The 19,724-nt window shown below is 54.6% G+C and carries 18 protein-coding genes; 5 read left to right on the forward strand and 13 right to left on the reverse strand.

Features of this window, described 5'->3' with window-relative positions; genetic code table 11:
• Positions 1-86: 86 nt before the first annotated feature.
• The 7 genes from murJ to rplU form a co-directional block, all read right to left on the reverse strand.
• Positions 87-1,682, reverse strand: a complete 1,596-nt coding sequence (gene murJ / locus SOJ49_RS14400; RefSeq protein ID WP_369855189.1) for a murein biosynthesis integral membrane protein MurJ — start codon at positions 1,680-1,682, stop codon at positions 87-89.
• A gap of 131 nt (positions 1,683-1,813) precedes the next feature.
• Complete coding sequence (rpsT, locus tag SOJ49_RS14405) at positions 1,814-2,080, reverse strand: 30S ribosomal protein S20 (protein WP_369855190.1); 267 nt, start codon at positions 2,078-2,080, stop codon at positions 1,814-1,816.
• A 120-nt stretch (positions 2,081-2,200) separates the two neighbouring features.
• Complete coding sequence (gene kdsA, locus SOJ49_RS14410) at positions 2,201-3,040, reverse strand: 3-deoxy-8-phosphooctulonate synthase (RefSeq protein ID WP_369855191.1); 840 nt, start codon at positions 3,038-3,040, stop codon at positions 2,201-2,203.
• A gap of 88 nt (positions 3,041-3,128) precedes the next feature.
• Entirely contained in the window at positions 3,129-4,277 is a 1,149-nt protein-coding gene (gene proB / locus SOJ49_RS14415) for a glutamate 5-kinase (protein WP_369855192.1), read from the reverse strand.
• A 134-nt stretch (positions 4,278-4,411) separates the two neighbouring features.
• A complete protein-coding gene (gene cgtA, locus SOJ49_RS14420; RefSeq protein ID WP_369855193.1) occupies positions 4,412-5,614 on the reverse strand; it encodes an Obg family GTPase CgtA in 1,203 nt (400 codons plus the stop codon).
• A 99-nt stretch (positions 5,615-5,713) separates the two neighbouring features.
• Complete coding sequence (gene rpmA, locus SOJ49_RS14425; RefSeq protein ID WP_369855194.1) at positions 5,714-5,971, reverse strand: 50S ribosomal protein L27; 258 nt, start codon at positions 5,969-5,971, stop codon at positions 5,714-5,716.
• A 91-nt stretch (positions 5,972-6,062) separates the two neighbouring features.
• A complete protein-coding gene (gene rplU, locus SOJ49_RS14430) occupies positions 6,063-6,374 on the reverse strand; it encodes a 50S ribosomal protein L21 (RefSeq protein WP_369855195.1) in 312 nt (103 codons plus the stop codon).
• A gap of 246 nt (positions 6,375-6,620) precedes the next feature.
• Here rplU and SOJ49_RS14435 point away from each other — a divergent pair, with 246 nt between their 5' ends.
• The 3 genes from SOJ49_RS14435 to trxC all read left to right on the forward strand — a co-directional run bounded on the left by SOJ49_RS14435 (position 6,621) and on the right by trxC (position 10,080).
• Positions 6,621-7,631, forward strand: coding sequence for a polyprenyl synthetase family protein (locus SOJ49_RS14435; protein ID WP_369855196.1), 1,011 nt, complete (start codon positions 6,621-6,623; stop codon positions 7,629-7,631).
• A 35-nt stretch (positions 7,632-7,666) separates the two neighbouring features.
• Positions 7,667-9,550, forward strand: coding sequence for a protein-disulfide reductase DsbD (gene dsbD / locus SOJ49_RS14440; RefSeq protein WP_369855197.1), 1,884 nt, complete (start codon positions 7,667-7,669; stop codon positions 9,548-9,550).
• A 101-nt stretch (positions 9,551-9,651) separates the two neighbouring features.
• A complete protein-coding gene (gene trxC / locus SOJ49_RS14445) occupies positions 9,652-10,080 on the forward strand; it encodes a thioredoxin TrxC (RefSeq protein ID WP_369855198.1) in 429 nt (142 codons plus the stop codon).
• Between the two features lie 36 nt (positions 10,081-10,116).
• Here the strand turns inward: trxC and SOJ49_RS14450 are convergent, their stop codons facing one another.
• Positions 10,117-10,857: a CvpA family protein gene (locus SOJ49_RS14450; RefSeq protein ID WP_369855199.1), complete on the reverse strand. Its 741-nt coding sequence runs from the start codon at positions 10,855-10,857 to the stop codon at positions 10,117-10,119.
• A gap of 409 nt (positions 10,858-11,266) precedes the next feature.
• On the opposite strand from SOJ49_RS14450, the gene glnL reads away from it, so the two are divergent.
• The gene (gene glnL / locus SOJ49_RS14455) at positions 11,267-12,364 is read left to right on the forward strand and encodes a nitrogen regulation protein NR(II) (protein ID WP_369855200.1); all 1,098 of its coding nucleotides are present in this window, start codon (positions 11,267-11,269) and stop codon (positions 12,362-12,364) included.
• Complete coding sequence (gene ntrC / locus SOJ49_RS14460; RefSeq protein WP_369855201.1) at positions 12,361-13,785, forward strand: nitrogen regulation protein NR(I); 1,425 nt, start codon at positions 12,361-12,363, stop codon at positions 13,783-13,785. The genes glnL and ntrC overlap by 4 nt, the downstream gene beginning before the upstream one ends.
• Positions 13,786-13,833: 48 nt before the next feature.
• Here ntrC and SOJ49_RS14465 read toward each other — a convergent pair whose 3' ends face one another.
• From SOJ49_RS14465 to SOJ49_RS14485, 5 genes are read right to left on the reverse strand one after another with little or no spacing between them, the layout of a single operon-like run.
• A complete protein-coding gene (locus SOJ49_RS14465) occupies positions 13,834-17,424 on the reverse strand; it encodes a DUF6701 domain-containing protein (RefSeq protein ID WP_369855202.1) in 3,591 nt (1,196 codons plus the stop codon).
• Positions 17,421-17,897, reverse strand: a complete 477-nt coding sequence (locus SOJ49_RS14470; RefSeq protein ID WP_369855203.1) for a hypothetical protein — start codon at positions 17,895-17,897, stop codon at positions 17,421-17,423. Before SOJ49_RS14470 ends, SOJ49_RS14465 begins: the two co-directional genes overlap by 4 nt.
• Entirely contained in the window at positions 17,887-18,726 is an 840-nt protein-coding gene (locus tag SOJ49_RS14475) for a type II secretion system protein (RefSeq protein ID WP_369855204.1), read from the reverse strand. Before SOJ49_RS14475 ends, SOJ49_RS14470 begins: the two co-directional genes overlap by 11 nt.
• Complete coding sequence (locus tag SOJ49_RS14480) at positions 18,726-19,244, reverse strand: prepilin-type N-terminal cleavage/methylation domain-containing protein (protein ID WP_369855205.1); 519 nt, start codon at positions 19,242-19,244, stop codon at positions 18,726-18,728. Before SOJ49_RS14480 ends, SOJ49_RS14475 begins: the two co-directional genes overlap by 1 nt.
• Positions 19,235-19,720, reverse strand: a complete 486-nt coding sequence (locus SOJ49_RS14485; RefSeq protein ID WP_369855206.1) for a prepilin-type N-terminal cleavage/methylation domain-containing protein — start codon at positions 19,718-19,720, stop codon at positions 19,235-19,237. Before SOJ49_RS14485 ends, SOJ49_RS14480 begins: the two co-directional genes overlap by 10 nt.
• Positions 19,721-19,724: the final 4 nt, after the last annotated feature.

Below are 19,724 nucleotides of genomic sequence, written 5' to 3' on the forward strand. Positions count from 1 at the left end.
GGCTGGATTATAGCCAAGGCACTGCGCGGGGAACAGTCAAACCCCGGAAACAGCGTGTATCAACAGGATTTAACCTTCTCTCCCCGTTAATCAAACAAGGCACCACGCACATGTCGCGGCCGTAGCCCGGCCACGAGTAACACCAGTACATACACCACCACACCGGCGATCACCACCCATGTCATTTGCAGCATACGCTCGGTTGCCGACCACAGCAGCCAATCCGCCGCCGCGCCCATCAGCCAGAGTATCGTACCCAGCAATGCGGTATTGGCCAGCGCCAGCTTGGCTATGAAGCCTGGCCAGCCGCTCTGATGCTGTAGCACCCCGGCCTTGCGCAACCCCAGATACAGCATCAGAGCATTAAAGTACGACGAAATCGCCGTCGCCAGCGCCAACCCGACATGAGCCAACGGCAGCACCAATATCAGGTTAAAAACCATGTTCACCACCATTGCCTGAATACCGATGCGCACTGGTGTGCGAGTATCCTGCCGGGCGTAATAGCCGGGGGCCAGTATCTTGATCAACATAAAGGCCAGCAAACCTGAGGCGTACGCCTGCAGGGCGGTGGACATCTGTACAATATCGTAGGCTGTCATCTCACCGTGATAAAAGATCGTCGCCATCAAAGGTTGCGCCAGCAGCGCCAGCGCCAGCGCCGCCGGTAACGCCAATAACAGCACCATGCGTAACGCCCAGTCCAGTGTCCGGGCAAAACCGTCCGCCTGTTCTGCCGCGTGTTTACTCGACAGCGCGGGTAAAATCACCACACCAATGGCAATGGCAAAAATCCCCAGCGGCAGGTTGTTCAATCGATCGGCGTAATACAACCAGCTGACACTGCCATTTTCCAGAAACGACGCTAATACCGTGTCCAACAGCAAATTGATCTGACTGACCGAGACGCCGAATAACGCTGGTACCATCAAACCCACAATCCGCTTTACCCCTTCGTCATCGCGCTTTACCGTTGGGCGCACCAGCAACTGCAAGCGCGCCAGAAACGGCAACTGAAACAGTAACTGCAGCAGACCGGCAAAAAACACGCCCCAGGCCAGGGCAAACAGCGGTTCTTCAAACCAGTCGACGGCGAATATCGTGGCAGCAATCAGAACCAGATTCAGCAACACCGGAGTAAAAGCCGGGATGGCAAAACGCCCGTAGCTGTTCAAAACACCGCCCGCAAATGCGGTCATGGCGATAAAAAGCAGGTAGGGAAAAGTAATCCGCAGCAGATCGCCCGTCAGGGCAAATTTACCCGGATCCACCGCAAAACCCGGTGCGAACAACCAGGGTAAATGCTCCGCCAATAATAGCGCTAACACCGTCACTGCCAGTAGCACCAACCCCAATGTGCCAGATACCCGCGATACCAGCAGCTGCACCTCATCCAGAGGACGACGGGTGCGGTACTCACTGAGGACAGGCACAAAAGCAACTGAGAACGCACCTTCTGCAAACAGACGGCGGAAAAAATTCGGAATTTTAAACGCCACCAGAAAGGCATCAATACGGGTACCAAAATACTGGGCCACCACCACATCACGCACCAGCCCCAACACCCGACTGAGCAAGGTAAACACACTCACCACCGACGACGAGCGCAACAAACTGCTGCCTGCAGACCTGGCTGTTTTTTCCGTTATTTCCTCAACTGCAGCATTTTGTTTGTCCACCATGGCTATACCCTTTTGCAACCTGACTCGTCGCTACCCGGACGTAGCAACAATTTTTGAATACCGGCGGCAGGCTGCTGAAAAGCAGCCACAAAAAAGCCCGCAAGAGCGGGCTTTTTTATCGTTAAAAGGCATTAGCCTTTCAGCGAAACAACCTTCGAATTCAGACGGCTCTTGGTACGTGCTGCAGTGTTCTTGTGCAGAATACCCTTGTTAACCATCTTGTCGATGTAAGGTTGAGCTTTAACGAACGCAGCCTGGGCCTGTTCGTAATTGTCAGTCGCTACAGCAGCGTGTACTTTCTTGATATAGGTACGCACCATAGAACGAAGTGCTACGGTACGAGCACGACGCTTGATAGCCTGACGGGCGCGTTTACGAGAACCAGCAGAATTTGCCACAGTCGGCTCCTCAATAATGGGGTTAGTGGATTCTAAGAGGGCAGGGATTATCCCGACCCTCCTATTCCATGTCAACCCAAAGTCACCGTTTTCCGGCAAACAGGCGAACTTTACTGCAACTTAACCAATAACAACCTTTTCAAATGACTTGACCAAATCATCCACCGCTTTCATTTGCGTCAAATACACTTCCAGTTTATCCAGCGGCAGCGCACAAGGGCCATCACATTTGGCTTCTGCAGGATTCGGATGCGCTTCAATAAACAGCCCGCCAAGGCCCAGTGCCATGCCTGAACGCGCCAGCTCAAATGCCTGCTGACGGCGACCGCCCGCAGAATCAGTACGACCACCCGGACGCTGCAGCGCATGAGTGGCATCAAAGACCACCGGAGCCATGGCTTTCATATCATCCATGCCGAGCATATCCACCACCAGGTTGTTATAACCAAAGGAGGAACCGCGCTCACACAGCATGATGCGTTCGTTACCGGCTTCGGCAAATTTCTTGATGATATGACGCATTTCGTGAGGTGCCAGAAACTGGGGTTTCTTCACGTTAATCGCCGCACCCGTCGCTGCCATAGCCACCACCAGATCGGTCTGGCGCGCCAGGAAGGCAGGCAGCTGGATCACATCCGCCACCTCGGCAACCGGTGCCGCCTGATGCGGCTCATGAACATCGGTGATGATTGGAACACCAAAGGTCGATTTGATCTCTTCAAAGATCTTCAAGCCTTCTTCCATGCCCGGACCACGGTAGGAATTGATTGAGGAGCGGTTAGCCTTGTCAAATGACGCCTTGAAGACGTAGGGAATACCCAACCTGGTCGTGACTTCAACATAATGCTCACAAATCGCCATGGCAAGATCGCGGCTTTCGAGCACATTCATACCACCAAACAAGGTGAAAGGCTTGTCGTTGCTGACTTCCAGGTTCCCAACGGCTACCGACTCAATCATAGTGATCCTCAGATTTCTAATAGAAAGTTCAGGGTCTCAACCACACATCCTGCAGGAATGAGACTTGAAAAAATATTGTTACTTGCTGCTATATTACCACCAGATTGTCCCGATGGATCATTTCCTGCTCGGCAACAAACCCCAATGCCAGTTCCAGACCAGACGACGGGGTACGTAATATCTTGTTTGCTTCCGTGCGACTGTAATTGACCAGGCCCTTGGCAACCAGCTCACCACGTTCATTTTTGCAGGCAACCACTTCACCACGCTCAAAGCGACCATTGGCAGCAACCACACCAATCGGCAACAGGCTGCGATGGCCGTTGCGCAAGGCATGAACGGCACCCTCATCCAGGATCAAATCACCCCGCGTTTGCAGATGCCCGGCAATCCACTGCTTGCGGGCGGCTACCGGCTCACGATCGGCCAATAACAGAGTACCCAGCAGCTCGCCATTACGTAACCGGGTCAGCACCGCATCAATCCGCCCTCCCACAATCAGGGTATCTGCACCTGATCGGGCAGCAAGAGAGGCCGCACGCACCTTGGTCACCATACCGCCACGACCCAATACACCGCCACCGCCCGCCATGGCAGCAATCGCAGGATCGGAGGCGCGTCCTTCCAGCACCAATTTGGCATCCGGGCTGGAACGGGGATCCGCAGTGAACAAGCCTTGTTGATCGGTCAGGATAACCAGTACATCCGCCTCGACCAGATTGGCTACCAGCGCACCGAGGGTATCGTTGTCACCAAAGCAGATTTCATCGGTCACTACGGTGTCATTTTCATTCACCACCGGCACGACACCAAGATTCATCAGCGTCCGCAAGGTACTGCGGGCATTAAGGTAACGAGTGCGATTACTGAGGTCATCGTGGGTCAGCAACACCTGAGCAGTCAGGCGATCATGCTTGCCAAACGCCGTTTCGTAGGCTTGTACCAGACCCATCTGCCCTACCGCAGCTGCTGCCTGCAACTGGTGTAGCTCTTCAGGGCGCTTACTCCAGCCGAGACGTGTCATGCCTTCCGCGACCGAACCGGACGACACCAACACAATGTCATGCCCTTGGCGCTGCAACTCGGCCATTTGATCGACCCAGGATTGCATCCCTTCACGATTAAGACCCTGACCGTCATTGGTCAGCAAGGCGCTGCCGATCTTGATCACCCAGCGTTTTTTACCCGCCAGACGAGTACGATGCTGCTGAATTTGCTGTTGTGAGTCCAAAGCCATTCCGAAAGCTCTTGATACAATGTCACGGCCAGAAGCGGTGACTGGAATTCTGGTAGCAACTCTGCAGTGTTGACATCACACCAGTAGAGCCGTCGACCAGCGACGGGGAAGCCTAACGCCTGTTACGAAAAAGACTATTCGTTAAGATAAACGACTTCGACATCGTAGTCATCGTCATCGTCGTTACCATTTGAAGCAGCCCTGATCGCAGCCCGCTCGGCCCGATACCGCTCTTCCAGCTCTTCAATACGCTCACGCGCTTCTTCTTCCACAACTTCACGTTCGCGGTTAATCTGATCGGCAAACTCTTCATCTTCTTGGGCGCGCAGACGGCGAGCTTCGATGTATTCCATAATGTCGCAACTCAGCGGGAAGGTACCCTCCTTGTTAATCGCGGCAATCTGGTAAACCGGCCCCTGCCAGTCAAGCTTGTCCAGTACATCCTGACAAGCAGCTGCGCGTTCGCCTTCCGGCAGCAAATCCAGCTTGTTCAATATCAACCAGCGATCACGCTTGGCCAGGCCCGGAGAAAAGTATTCCAACTCGTTGATAATCGCACGGGCGCGCTCAGCAGGATCAGCACCATCCGGCGGCACCATATCAACAATATGCAGCAGCAGATGAGTGCGCACCAGGTGCTTCAGGAAGCGAACGCCAAGGCCAGCACCTTCCGATGCCCCTTCAATCAGACCAGGAATATCGGCAATAACAAAACTGCGATGTTGCTCAATAGAGACCACACCCAGGTTAGGCACCAGCGTTGTAAACGGGTAGTCTGCCACCTTGGGACGGGCCGCCGAGACAGAGCGAATAAAGGTCGACTTGCCTGCATTTGGCAACCCCAACAGACCAACGTCGGCCAATACCTTCAACTCCAGCTTGAGGTTACGCGACTCCCCCATTTGCCCCGGCTTGGTCTGACGTGGTGCCTGATTGGTGCTGGACTTGTACCGGGTATTACCCAGTCCGTGGAAACCACCGCGAGCAACCATCAGGCGCTGACCGATTTCCGTCAGATCACCCAGGGTCTCGCCGGTATCTTCATCAATCGCTGTCGTGCCCACCGGCACCAGCAGCACCGTATCTTCACCCTTGGCTCCGGTACAGTTACGGCTGGCGCCGCCCTGACCATTCTGAGCGCGATGACGGCGGGTATAACGATAATCCACCAGTGTATTGATCGAGTCGTTGGCTTCAAGGTAAACCGAGCCACCATCGCCACCATCGCCACCGTCCGGCCCACCCTTGGGGATGAATTTTTCGCGACGAAAGCTCAAACAGCCGTTGCCGCCCTTTCCCGCTTCAACTGTAATTCGTGCTTCGTCAACGAACTTCATATCGATACCTCAAAAAAACATACAAAAACGCCCCAACTGCAAGCAGCTGGGGCGCTTTTTACGGCAAACCAACCGCCGACAACCCGAAAGGGTTGTCGATCAGGCAGGAACGACGCTAACAGTCTTGCGGTTCTTTGGACCTTTCACTTCAAATTTGACAACGCCTTCGGCAGTTGCAAACAAAGTGTGATCACGAGCAACACGCACATTGTCACCGGCGTGTACACGAGTACCACGCTGACGAATAATGATAGCGCCTGCTTTTGCAGCTTGGCCGCCGTACAGTTTGACGCCAAGGCGTTTACTTTCGGAATCGCGACCGTTTTTGGTAGAACCACCAGCTTTTTTGTGAGCCATGCTTCTTTCTCCTTCTGAGGGACCACTACAACACTGCGGATGCGGTGACCGTCATTCACAGTCACCCGGGCCCAAATTGAATTTAAAAAAATTAGCCAGCGATGCTGGTGATTTTCAGTTCGGTGAACCACTGACGGTGGCCCATTTGCTTCATGTGGTGCTTACGACGCTTGAACTTCATGATCTTCACTTTCTTGTGACGACCATGGGCAATAACTTCTGCGGTTACTTTAGCGCCTTCAACCACAGGGGTGCCAATTTTAACGTCATCGCCGTTACCAATCAGCAAAACTTTTTCCAACTCGACAGCGCCGCCGGTAGCTATTTCCAGTTTTTCAACCTTCAGCGTCTGACCTTCTTCAACACGGTATTGCTTACCGCCGGTAATTACTACTGCGTACATGATGTTCTCCATCGGCTGCGTTTTAGCCGGGCCTCTGATCAGCACCGGTCCATAACCGAACACGCTACTTTCACGACCTGCTTCTACTGGGAACGCACGGGTTACCATATGGCAGGGAGCTGAAATTCGGGCGCGAGACTATACCCCAGAGACTGTACCCTTGCAAGTCGGCGATTATCGCATTTCCTTGACACTGTGGACGGTCAACTCTAGCATTTGCGGCAGTTTTTTCGGGATTCTATGAACATGCCGCCATCCACCATGACAACTCCATCCCCGGCCCCGTCGATGTCACTGGCCGATATACTGGCGCGTGTTGATGACGACTTCCAGGCGGTCAACCAGTTAATCAACGATCAACTCTCATCCCGTGTGCCTCTGGTGGAGAAAATCGCCGATTATATTGTTAACAGCGGCGGTAAACGTATCCGCCCGCTGCTGGTGCTGCTGAGTGCCCGAGCGCTCGGCAACTGCAACCCGGACGTGGTCAGGCTGGCCGCCATTATCGAGTTCCTCCACACTGCCACACTACTGCACGACGATGTCGTTGATACCTCGGATCTGCGGCGTGGCAATCCAACCGCTAATGCCAAGTGGGGTAACGCCCCCAGTGTTTTGGTCGGAGACTTTCTCTATAGCCGCTCGTTTAACATGTTGGTCGAACTGGCCAACCTCAAGGTGATGGACATTTTGTCATCCACCACCTGTGTAATTGCCGAAGGTGAAGTGCTGCAGCTGACCAACGTCAAAAACCCCAACATCACTGAAGCCCAGTATATGGACGTAATTCAGGGAAAAACGGCACAACTGTTTGAGGCCTCGACTCACGGTACCGCCGCCTTGCTGCAAGCGCCTGACGACGTTCAGGAAGCCTTGCGTATTTATGGCAAGGAGCTGGGTCTGGCCTTCCAGTTGATTGACGACGTGCTGGATTACGAAGGTAATGCTGCCGATCTGGGTAAAAACGTCGGCGATGATCTGGCTGAAGGCAAACCAACCCTGCCACTGATCCATGCCATGGCGCATGCCGATGAAACCGGCCGCAAACTGGTGCGCCAGGCTATTCGTAAAGGAGGTCTGGATAACATGGACGAGGTGATGGCCGTGGTTACCAGCACCCGCTCGATGGAGTACACCCGCAGCAAAGCCAATGCCTGCGTACAACGGGCTGAACAACAGCTGCAACTTTTACCGCAATCACCGGCCAAAGACGCCCTGATCGCACTGGCGCGAATCGCCGTGCAGCGTAAAACATAACCACACCAAGCCAACGTCAGGGATTTCCTATGCAGATGATTGCCAGATATACGGTTGCCATACTGGCACTGCTAACGGTGGTCACTACCGCCCAGGCAGGGCTGTTTGACGCACCAGGCAACACGGAAGCGCAATTTTTACCGGTGGAACAAGCTTTTCCATTGCAAGTGGATATGGATAACGGCCTGCTGATTGCTCAGTGGCAAACTCCTCCCGGCTATTATCTTTACCAACACCGCATTTATCTGAGCCAGAACAATAGCCGTATTGATCCCGCCAGCTTTTCCCAACCGGGCAAGGCCAAGTTTGATGAGGCCTTTGGCGATATCATCGCTTATTACGGCCCGTTGGAAACAAGTTTCAAACTGGATCAGCTCAATGCCGGAGAAGTGACTCTGCATTATCAGGGCTGTGCCGACGCCGGACTTTGTTATCCACCCCAGCGTTTCACCATTCATGTTTCCGCCTCCGATGTTCATCGACCGAAGCCACCAATTACACCAGTAGCAGTAGCTCCTTCAACCGTCTCACCCCTGCCAGACTCCAACACGACCACTACACTCGACACACCCGCCGCGTTGCCTGCTACGACCAGATCAACAACTCCTGACAGTAACGGTATCGGCAGCAACAATACCGCCGCACCTGCGAGCACATCAGCAAGCTGGTTTGAAGGCTCCTGGCTTACCACCATCGGCTTGTTTTTCCTGCTTGGACTCGGGCTGACGTTCACGCCCTGTGTATTGCCGATGATTCCGATCATGACCGCCGTAGTGATGGGGCAAAACCAGACGATTTCAGCCCGCCGTGGCTTTCTGCTCTCAAGTACCTATGTCCTCGGCATGGCCATTACCTACGCCCTGGCTGGTGTGATCATGGGATTACTCGGTGCCGGTGCCAACATCCAGGCCTGGATGCAAACCCCTTGGGTGCTGGTGCTGTTTGCTCTGCTGTTTGTATTATTGGCGCTGGCCATGTTTGGCCTGTATGAGCTGCAATTACCCAGTGGTATCCGCAATCGCCTTAACCGGATGAGCCAACAGCAATCCGGAGGGCACCTGCTCAGTGTCTTTGTGATTGGCGTGCTGTCAGCACTGGTTGTCTCCCCCTGCGTATCCGCCCCACTGGCGGGCGCTCTGGTTTACCTCAGCACCACAGGCAACGTCTGGCTGGGTGGCAGCGCCTTGCTGGCACTCGGGCTTGGCATGGGCGCACCACTGATTGTACTGGGCACCAGTGGTGGTTCCCTGATGCCCAAAGCCGGTGCCTGGATGAACCAGATCAAGGTATTTTTTGGTGTGCTGCTGCTCGCCGTGGCTATCTGGCTGATCAGCCGTATCCTGCCCGGCCCGATTTCCCTGGCACTCTGGGGGCTACTTGCATTGATTTACGCCGTGGTGCTTGGTGCTTTTGAAGCAGCCTCAACTCCACTCCAGCGTTTACTCAAAGGCCTCGCCTGGTCATTACTGCTGTATGGCATTGCCGCGTTCTGGGGGGCATTGCAGGGCAACCAAAATCCTGTTCAACCGCTGACCCCCAGGCACCTGTCGTCAGCACCCGGAGCGGGCAAGCAGAGCAGCGCTTTTTACCGCACCGAATCCGTCGCTGAAATACAAGATCTGATCAGTAACAGCCAACAACCCGTGATGCTGGATCTGTACGCCGACTGGTGCATCAGCTGCAAGGTGATGGAAGATGAGATTTTTGCCGATGCCGACGTACAACAACAACTGCGCCACATGACCTGGCTGCAACTGGACGTCACCCGCAATACTGCAGAGCAAATCGATTTCCTGCAAAACATGGCGGTTTTCGGGCCACCGACGGTGTTGTTTTTCCACAACGGGACTGAAATTCCGGCATCACGTATTGCCGGGGAAATATCCAAAACCGAATTTCTTCACCGCACCGCTCCCTGAGGCCTGCTAAAAACGACGAGATTACCAAGGGTTTTACTTGAAACTCCATAACCAAAGCCGCATATAGGTTGTATTGACGGATCACTTCACGGAGCCAAGCCATGTTTTATACCTGCCCTTCCTGTGGCGCCATCAACCGCATTCCCGACGACCAGCACAACCAGCAAGGCCAATGCGGAAAATGTAAAAGCGCGTTATTTAACGCCACGCCGGTGGCGTTAAATGACACCGGCTTCCAGCGTTTTCTGGCCAAAAACGATTTACCCGTCCTCGTCGACTTCTGGGCGGAATGGTGCGGGCCATGCAAGATGATGGGGCCGATTTTCAAGGAACTCTGCGCTGAACAGCAGCACCAGTTACGCTTTGCCAAGGTCAATACCGAGCAAGCCCAGATGGTGAGCCAACAGTTTGGCATTCGCAGCATTCCGACGCTGATTCTGTTTCGCCAGGGCAAGGAAGTGGATCGTCTGGCCGGTGCTCTGCCAGCTCCACAACTGCGTCAGTGGATAGCCGCAGCGTTGCAAAAATAACCGCCAATACCTGCGAGCAACCCGTCAGGTTAATACTCAGCGCTGAATCGGAGATTCTGCGCTGACGGTGATGGTTTCTTCAATCACGATACTCTTGCCGGGCTGGCGAGCGCTTTCAAGCTCTCGCAGCGTTTTATCCAAAAGATCCCGCGCTCGCACAATGGTTGAGCGGTGAATTTCCTCGGAAATATCGGTAATCATGGCTTTATTGGTAACGGTTTTCAGAATCAGCTCGAACGTTGTAGTGCCAGTGGGATCATGAATCAATGAATCCACAAACTGGCCGTTAACTGTCTTGCGGCAAATTCGGTCAATCGCCGGGTACATCAACGAATGAGCCATCAGATAACTTTTGTAGTTTTTTGGCACAAACGTTACCTGAGTACTGAGAAAACTGAAAAAAGTCAGTAAGAATAACGCCTGAACGCCGTTAGCAATGGCGCAAAACACACGATTGGTCATCGTTGTGAAACGATTGTTCTCAAGCCAGCGTCCGTGCACATTGTAGTGCACAGCAATTTTTTCCAGCAAACGAATGGAAAACCACATCGTCAGAAACAGAATCAGAAAGCCGGTTAACGTCAGCACCGCCCAGTCATTGGCGCGCAAAAGACCCATCTGGGTCAGATACAAACCAAAGTGGTCGCTATAGGCGCTGGCAATGGATATCGGCAAAAACACCTTGGCCAGATCCAGCATTTCTTTCGACGTACCGTATTTGTAGCCAAGTACGATCAAGGCAATAAATGCCAGTACAATAAACGCATCAAATATCATGAATCAGCCATCCCCCGTGTGGTCATCCCTATTTCTGCTCATCTCTCACATACAACACCACAAACTGCTGCCGATCTCGGCACCGCCCGAGTACATGAAGACACTGTCAGCAGCAAGTTGCAGACCAGCCAGCGTCAGTTAGCTTTTTTCCGCAAGTTCCAGCCAACAAGCCCCTTCCCTGACCTGCGCCCACCCACTGACACCCTCCGTCCAACGAATTGGAAAACCCAGACAGACGCAAGTAATGCACCAATAAATAACATAAATACCCATGAGAGCACCAAATTGATTCATAAAATATCCTGAAATACATTACCTTAGTTAGCCACGCCACAACTTAATGCGGTGATGGTGCCATTATTGTGCACTGGGTTATAACTGGCTTATTTTTTGCAAATTAGGTGTGAATATGGAGAACCTTACAATGCGCGCCAGCCCCCTGTTAAACCAACGAATCATGGAGCACCTGAATACCGGTGTGCTGCTGCTGGATGCTGAGCTGATTATTATTCATATGAATCCCTCTGCCGAAGCCCTGCTGGAAGTCAGCGGCAAACGCGGCGTCGGCACCCACTTTTTTGAGTTGGCGGTCGAAGACCAGAGCGATGTGGATGCCATGCGAGATGCGGTAATTACAGGGCATTCCTACACCAAGCGAGAAGCCCATATTCATCTGCAAAATCAGCAAACCTTGACCCTCGATTACAGCGTCAGCCCGGTAACTCACCCAGAGACCCGCACGCCCACCTTGCTGGTTGAACTGCAAGGTCGCGATCGACTGATGCGTATCAGTCGGGAAGAACAACTGATCGCCAAACAGGAAACCACTCGTTCCCTGGTACGCGGACTGGCTCACGAAATCAAAAATCCACTTGGCGGCATTCGCGGCGCCGCCCAGTTACTGGAACGAGAATTACCTTCGGCCGAACTGAAGGAATACACCAATATCATTATTGAAGAAGCTGATCGCCTGCGAGATCTGGTCGACCGCCTGTTAGGGCCGCGTAATATCCCCAAGCAGGAACCGGTCAACATTCATGAGGTGCTGGAACGCATCTGCCAGCTGGTCGATGTGGAAAGCCGGGGACAGGTCGTTATTCACCGGGATTATGACCCCTCCATCCCGGAAATCGAGGCCGACAAGGGCCAGCTTATTCAAGCATTGCTGAACATTGGCCGTAACGCCATGCAGGCGATGTTGGAAAACCCGGATCAACAAGAGCGCCCCAGCCTGACCATTCGTACCCGCAGCGTACGCCAGTTCACCATTGGTCATCATCGCCATCGTCTGGTGGCCCAGGTTGAAATTATCGACAACGGCCCCGGCATACCGGAAGGGATCAGGGACAACCTGTTTTATCCCATGGTCAGTGGCCGCGCCGAAGGCTCAGGGCTGGGTCTGTCTATATCCCAGTCCATTATCAATCAGATTAACGGCATTATCGAATTCACCAGCGTGCCCCACCGCACGGTGTTCTCCATCTTTTTACCATTGGAATCGCTATGAGTACTGTCTGGATCATCGACGACGACAAATCCATTCGCTGGGTGCTGGAAAAGGCACTCGACCAAGCCAATATCCAGACCCGGGTGTTTGAACAGGCAGAACCCGCACTGAATCAGCTGAAACGGGAACAACCGGACGCGATTATCACCGACATTCGCATGCCGGGTATGGACGGACTGATGCTGCTGGAACAGGTACATGAGGCCAATCCGGATTTGCCCGTGATTATCATGACCGCCCATTCCGACCTGGAAAGCGCGGTGTCGTCTTACCGCCGGGGTGCCTTCGAATATCTGCCAAAGCCCTTTGATGTTGACGAGGCCGTCAGCCTGATTGAGCGAGCGATTGCCCATTTCGAAGAAATGTCAGCCAATACCCCGGCGCCGGAAAAAGAAATCAACGAGCATGAAATCATCGGTGAAGCACCGGCGATGCAAGAAGTTTTCCGGGCAATCGGGCGCTTGTCCCACTCCCATATCACCGTGCTGATTAATGGCGAATCCGGTACAGGTAAGGAACTGGTCGCCCATGCCTTGCACAAACACAGCCCCCGTGCCGTGGAGCCCTTTATTGCCCTCAACATGGCCGCGATTCCACGGGATCTGATCGAATCGGAATTATTTGGGCACGAAAAAGGCTCCTTTACCGGTGCTGGCGGTCAACGCCGGGGCCGTTTTGAGCAGGCTAACGGCGGTACCCTGTTCCTGGATGAAATTGGCGATATGCCATCCGAAACCCAGACCCGCTTGCTGCGCGTACTGGCCGATGGCGAATTTTATCGGGTTGGCGGTACCACGCCGATCAACGTCAATGTACGTATTATCGCCGCCACCCACCAGAACCTCGAAAGCCTGGTAAAGGAAGGCCGCTTCCGCGAAGACCTGTTCCATCGCCTGAACGTTATTCGTATTCACATCCCGCGTCTGGCCGACCGCCGCGAAGACATCCCCAAGTTGCTGGGTCACTTTCTGCAGTCGGCAGCCGAAGAACTGGATGTCGAGTCCAAAACCCTGCGTCCGGAAACCGAAGACTTCCTCACCTCGCTGGATTGGCCCGGTAACGTGCGTCAGCTCGAAAATACCTGCCGCTGGATTACCGTAATGGCATCCGGTCGAGAGGTCTTGATCAACGATCTGCCACCCGAACTGCTGGAGCAACAGAGCAGTACCCAGACCTCCGGTAACTGGGAACAGAACCTGCGCTTCTGGGCCGATCAACAACTGTCTCACGGTGCGGTCAATCTGCTCGATACTGCCGTACCGATCTTTGAACGCATCATGATCGAAACCGCCCTCAAGCACACTGCAGGGCGTCGACGGGATGCGGCCAATTTGCTTGGCTGGGGACGAAATACCCTGACTCGCAAAATCAAGGAGCTGGGTATGGAAACCGGCAACGACGACAATGAAACGGACGAATAAACCAGCCAACCCCCATTACCCACGCCACGTGCCCGCCCAAACAGCGGGCTATCGTACCGCCTCACGCCAGTAAATCACCCGGTCATTGCCTCGGAACTGGCCAAAGCTGATCAACGCCGTCGAGTCATCGTTATAGTCGCCATCACCATCAAACTCACCTGACAACCAGCTCGGTGCCTGATAGCGGTAGCGCACACTGCCGTTGTGACCCATACCTGGCGGAAGGTGCCGGATCCAGCCTTCTCCGTTCTGAATATCCTGCCACCACATTGCCGAGGTATCCGCTGCTGACAGGTTTCCGCTCCAGCTGTCGGCATCGGCACGGTAGACTGCGGCACTCACATCCAGTGGCGTGCAATTATCATCGCTATTGACCGGCCAGCCAGAGCCATCAAACTGCAAGACATGCACTGCCTGATCAAGCGGACTCTCTTCCGGGCCAAAGGCATTTTCAATTTGCAGCACCCCAAAGCGCAGATCCGCCGTGCCCAGCTGCTGTGCAATACAACCACCAGCCGCGACACAACCCTCACCACCGACACCATGACTGGCCGGGTTCATATTCATGCCCTGCAATAGGGTCAAACCACCGTCACCATCATCAATGCCAACACCAACCGCCAGGGCAGAAAAAGGGCCATCCGGGCGGGTTACACCGCCATCACGGTGACGCAGCAACGTCAGGGAATCGGTCACCAGCGCTTCTCCGGCATCCCAGACCAGGGCACTGCCACCTTGCAAGCGAGTCGATAAATCGATGCCATCCTGATTATTTTCAGCCGCCCATAAAGCCGATGCTCTGGCAAAACCTTGCTGATAGTTCCGGGTGATTTCATTGTTCGTATTGCGCGCCTGCACCCTCAACGTCGTCAACATTCCGGCCTGCCCCATATAGGTAAACGCCCCACAAGCCTGGCTAAAGACACCATCCAGAGCCACAAAGTGGTGGGGATAAAAACGCCCGACCGGTTCGCTGTTATAGTCCGCAACCGTCTGGCCAAAGTAGCTGGTACGGCTGTTGAAACGAAACACCCCTACCTCATCAAGCTGCTGATCCAGCACTCGATCACCGGCATCCGCCGCGCTGATAGCAACCGTGCTGACCGCCAGTGTTGCGTCTACTCCGGCAACGGGTGCCAGTCGTTCGCTACCAAGCAGTACCTCACCGATAAAATCGGTTGCCAGCGAGCCATCCGCACAACGGGCACTGAGCGTCTGGGAAAAAGACGCCCCGGCAGCTACAAACGGGCTGCAGCTGGCATCTGCCGCCAGACACTGCCCGTTATTGTCTGCCAGGTTCAGCGTGAGTGCTGCCGGGCGCACAAGCAGCCGGGCGGTGCTGACATTCAAAGAGCCAATACCTGCGCTGGCGGCTTCACCGGCGTCGCTATAAGGAGCCGCGTCATAGCGGAAGTGAATACCCAGAAGCTCCGCCGTATTCAGATACCCCAGTGTTAAATCTGCTCGCCCCTGAACAAACATCAGCTCCAGATTACTGCGGTCGGGTTGCTGCTGGGCGTTTATACCCTGGCCGTTGAGCAACAAGGCTGTCGCCACAATCCGAGCCTGAGACACCGCAGGTGGCGGCACATTATTTGCCGTAAACCAGCTTTTCAGCGCTTTTATGCCGGTAAATCCGCTCAACTGCTGACACGGTCTACCGCCACTGTCTTCACCAATCGCTACCAGTGACAGGCTGGTGGTGGCACCGCAGATAAAATCTTCCGGTGCCTCAGCCAGCGCAAATCCCTGGGTTCGAATGTCCGTACCAGCGGCAGCCGTTGCAGCAATGCCTGATTCCCGGTCAGTGACAGTAACCCGCAGATGGGTATTTTCGTTTGCATGAAACAGAGACACACTGGTTTCGCCCGCTTGCTCTGCGCCCAGCGTTACGTCGCTGATTGCGTCATCGCCACTGGCACTGGCAAAAAAATGACTACTACTGGCTTCGGTACTGCCCAAAGCCAGCGTTCCGACATAGTCCGTCTTGATGGTCATACCATCAGCGCACAAGGCCTGAATACGGACATCGCTACGGCTGAATGGACACGCCAGGCCGTATGTCGGTTGCTGTATCTGAAAACCACCCAGAGCACAGCTGGCACCGGGACACAAATCACCAAAGTCCATTGCCGCCCCGCTCTCTTGCAAATAATAAACACGGACATAAGGTTGCAACATGATATTAGCCGCCGTCACCGCCCCGTACAGTGTTGCCGAGCGTCCCAACTGAGCGCTTCCCCTGGCGTAAATCAGGCCGCTGAAGCGACTCTGATCACCGATATTAACGTCGCCATAACCAAACAAAAACAGCCGACTGGCATCCCCAGACCCAGAATCCGGCGAATTGGCGACGAACCCGCTGCCGATATTCACCGTCTGACGGGCATAAATTCGCACACTGCGCTTGCCATCCACCACCCATCGCACATGGTTACCAACGATCAGGTTCTCGATCCAGTAGTTACCGGGTGCCAGATGCAATACCGCGTTGTCGAGCAGCTGCAAGCTGCCGATACGATAGTCGCTGGCACCGCCAGCAAAGGTCAGTGTGGCAGCACGACCCACCGACACCCGGTTGAATTGAGTCGTTAACGGGCCGAGGGTGACAGATGAACCATCTGCAACATATTCACTCCCTGGACGATGCCTCCGATTCCTGTCTTTATCCCGACCATCAAAATCAATCGACAAAAATTCTGGGGCCTCAATGGCAGGGGCCGATAACCCATTACTACGACAGGCGACTGTTACACAACTACGGGCCGAGGCATTGGGGTCGTCGTAGACACGGCTGACAGACAACACATTGGAGGGGCTATTAAACAACTGTGCATTGCTACCGAAGTAAATCTGCCCGCCATTATGACTGGCCAGACCATCAACAAAGCTGGCAGAGCAGCTGTTCAAGGCACCACAAGGATGGGTTTGTTGCATCAGCTCCAACACCTGGTTCTGGCTCAGGGCAGAAGCAAACACAGCTACCTCGTCAATGGCCCCGTGTAAATATCGGCCATAAAAATTCTGGTCTGCACCAATTTGCAAGGGATCGTTATTTTCCATCAATAACCCGGAAAACGAACTGCTGGCCACCACGACACCATTCAGAAAAAGAACCTGATTGCCATCACGATAGCTGATAGCAACATGCGCCCACTCACCCGACACGACGCCACTAGAGCTGGTCAGCGAACGGGTATTACCCCGCGAATCGCGCCACCACCAATACACCCGCCCCGTTGAGTTGATGTGAAATTCGTAGTTTTCATCCTTCGACACCACCGGCGCCAAATCTGCGGGTAAAGCATCCAACCGTATCCAGGCACCGACACTGACGGCGGCGGCCAGATCCAGCACAGCGGCATCACTGACTTCGATATAGTCATCAACCCCATCAAACTGGCCATAGCGACACGTGCCCGGCGTGCCACGGATGGCTGGCGACAGGTCGCTGCTGGCAATACCGTTAAACGCTCGTCCATTCAACCCGGCGGTGCCACGATCACGGACTTCTCCCGCGCTGCCGCTGTAGCCACTTTCGTCCAGTTGATAATGCACCACCGGCTCCGGCAGTTGTGCCCAGGTGTTCGAGCCACTCAGCAGCAAGCAACACAACAACCAGCGCCACAGGATGATCATTTAACCCTTACCTCCAGCGTCCGGCTGGCATTACTCCCATCACACAATGACTGGCTGGTCAGGGTGCAATAGGTATCGGTATCCACCACAAACCGGCTGCATTCAACCGTCACCTGGCAGCCAGACAAGCCGGATACCCCGAACTCAATCTTCTGCCGGGCCAGGGTACATTGACAGGGGGAAGCAGACAGCGCGTCAGGCAACACCAGTTGGGCACCACTGTAAGCCGCCAGATAAGCCCGTGCCGCCGACACCGTCTGGCTGTACTGCTGCGCAGTCGTACTGGTTATACGTTGTACCGCCAGACCGACCATGCTGAGTATCAGCAAGATAAACAGCGCCATCGGTAACCCCATTCCCTGGCTGGCTGGCCACGCCCGGCCAGCACGTTGTCCGGCACGTTGTCCGGCACTTCGCGTACCGATAGTGGAAACAACAACTAACTGGACAAGCCTCCCGGCGTCAGGGTACATGAAGCAGATGCACCTCCCGAGTAATCGACTGACGTTCTCCGTCACTGCCCGCTGCATTGCCATCGCGGACAGAGCGCAAGGTAGTAAAACGGAGGCTGACCACCGCGTTACGCTGCACTCCAGATGCCAGCAAACCGAATTCCAGCGACCCTGGCAGCAGACTGTCCAGCATCAACGTGGCATCGGTAGCTGGCAGCAACTGACTACTGTCGGCAGCAAAACCATAGCCGCGATAGCGCCAGATGCGCCCGCCAGCGTCCTCACAGTAGGCCACGGGCATATCCACCAGATAGACGCGACGCTGGGGAGAGTCGGTAAGAAATCGTTCGTTCTGGCTGAACACCAATGTCTGACGATGATTCTGTACCGACCCCAGAGTCGCCATAGAGGATGAAAGTGCTGAACCAGGGCCGCTCGCACCGTAAATAACCTCACTGCCGACCGGATAGACCGCCACATAGCCAGAATCCCCCGACGTCAGCGCGGCAAACTCCACCACCTCCATCAGAGTACCTGCCGACCCCAGCGGCAACGTGAGATAGTCACTACTGCCGAGAACCGGTACCAACTCCAGACAGGAAGAACCGTTATTTTCAAAACGCCGTACACTGTTTGGCAGCGCCAGGCGAATATCGCGGATGATCTGTTCCGCTGTCGCACTGGCATTGCTGGCCCACATTGAACGGGAAGAGGTATCGAGCCAGCCCAGCACCGACAGACTTATAAACCGAGTACTGACCAGCCCAATAATGCCAGTGATCACAATCACCATAATCATTTCGATCAGCGTAAAGCCGCCAGCACCCACAGCCATGCAGCGCCGTGGCATCAGAAGTTTCCCCGCAATGCCGACAGCCGCAAGCGCTGATTGTCCGGCCCGCTGACCGTCACCTGAATCAGTTTGCTGCGACTACTGACGTTGCCAACGCCATCCTGGCAACTCACCTGCACATCCACCTGATACAGCGCCACGGCAGCCAGCAAAGCGCCATCCAGAAACCGGCCTTGTTCGCTCAAACCATGAAAATCGTCCACATCATCAAAATCGCTACGCCCCGACTCACCACCCTCTGGCCCATCAATCACACAACGACCGACACTGCCGCCACCCAACGGGCTATCCTGCTGGAAGTTCAGCGCCAAAGCGTCATCCAGATAGGATTGTGCCAACTGCACGGCGCGGGTCTGCCACAGCGGATTGGCACTCTGCCCCACCCCAAAACTGATACTGCGCGTAACCGCCGTCAGCGCAATCGCAAGAATCACCAGGGTAATAACGGTCTCAATCAGACTGAAGCCCGCTGCCACATAACGACCCGACTCAGCCATATGGCCGTTCACAAACATGACCCTTCATAAGCGTATCCCGAGGCACTGACACAGAGTTGAATAGGCGGAGAGGAAAGCACACAGAGCTGCAACGGCTGATAGGGCACCAGCTGACCATTACCATCAAACAGAATCGTTGTCGGCAAGGACGGCAAATCGCTGCAGCCAGCCGCCAGACGGCGGCCAATCAACAATGACAGGCCGCCACGTTCCAGCGTCTGCGACAGCACCACACCCTGATCAGCAGACAAACTGGCGAGCCACTGATCACCCAACTGAGAAATCACCAATCCCACCGCCGCATCACTGGAGCGCGACAGCGATACCTGACGCGCCTGCTGAAAAACCCCCAGCCAGTGATCAACAATGATGCGACGATCATAGCTGTCGCGGCTGGCAAAGATGCCGACCGCAGCAGCAGACAACACCCCGGCCAGCACCAGTACCAATATCAATTCAATCAGCGAATAACCGTTCTGCCGCCCGGCAGCCACCAGG

Origin of the sequence: Candidatus Thalassolituus haligoni, from assembly GCF_041222825.1 — a bacterium.
GTDB lineage: Bacteria > Pseudomonadota > Gammaproteobacteria > Pseudomonadales > Oceanobacteraceae > Oceanobacter > Oceanobacter antarcticus.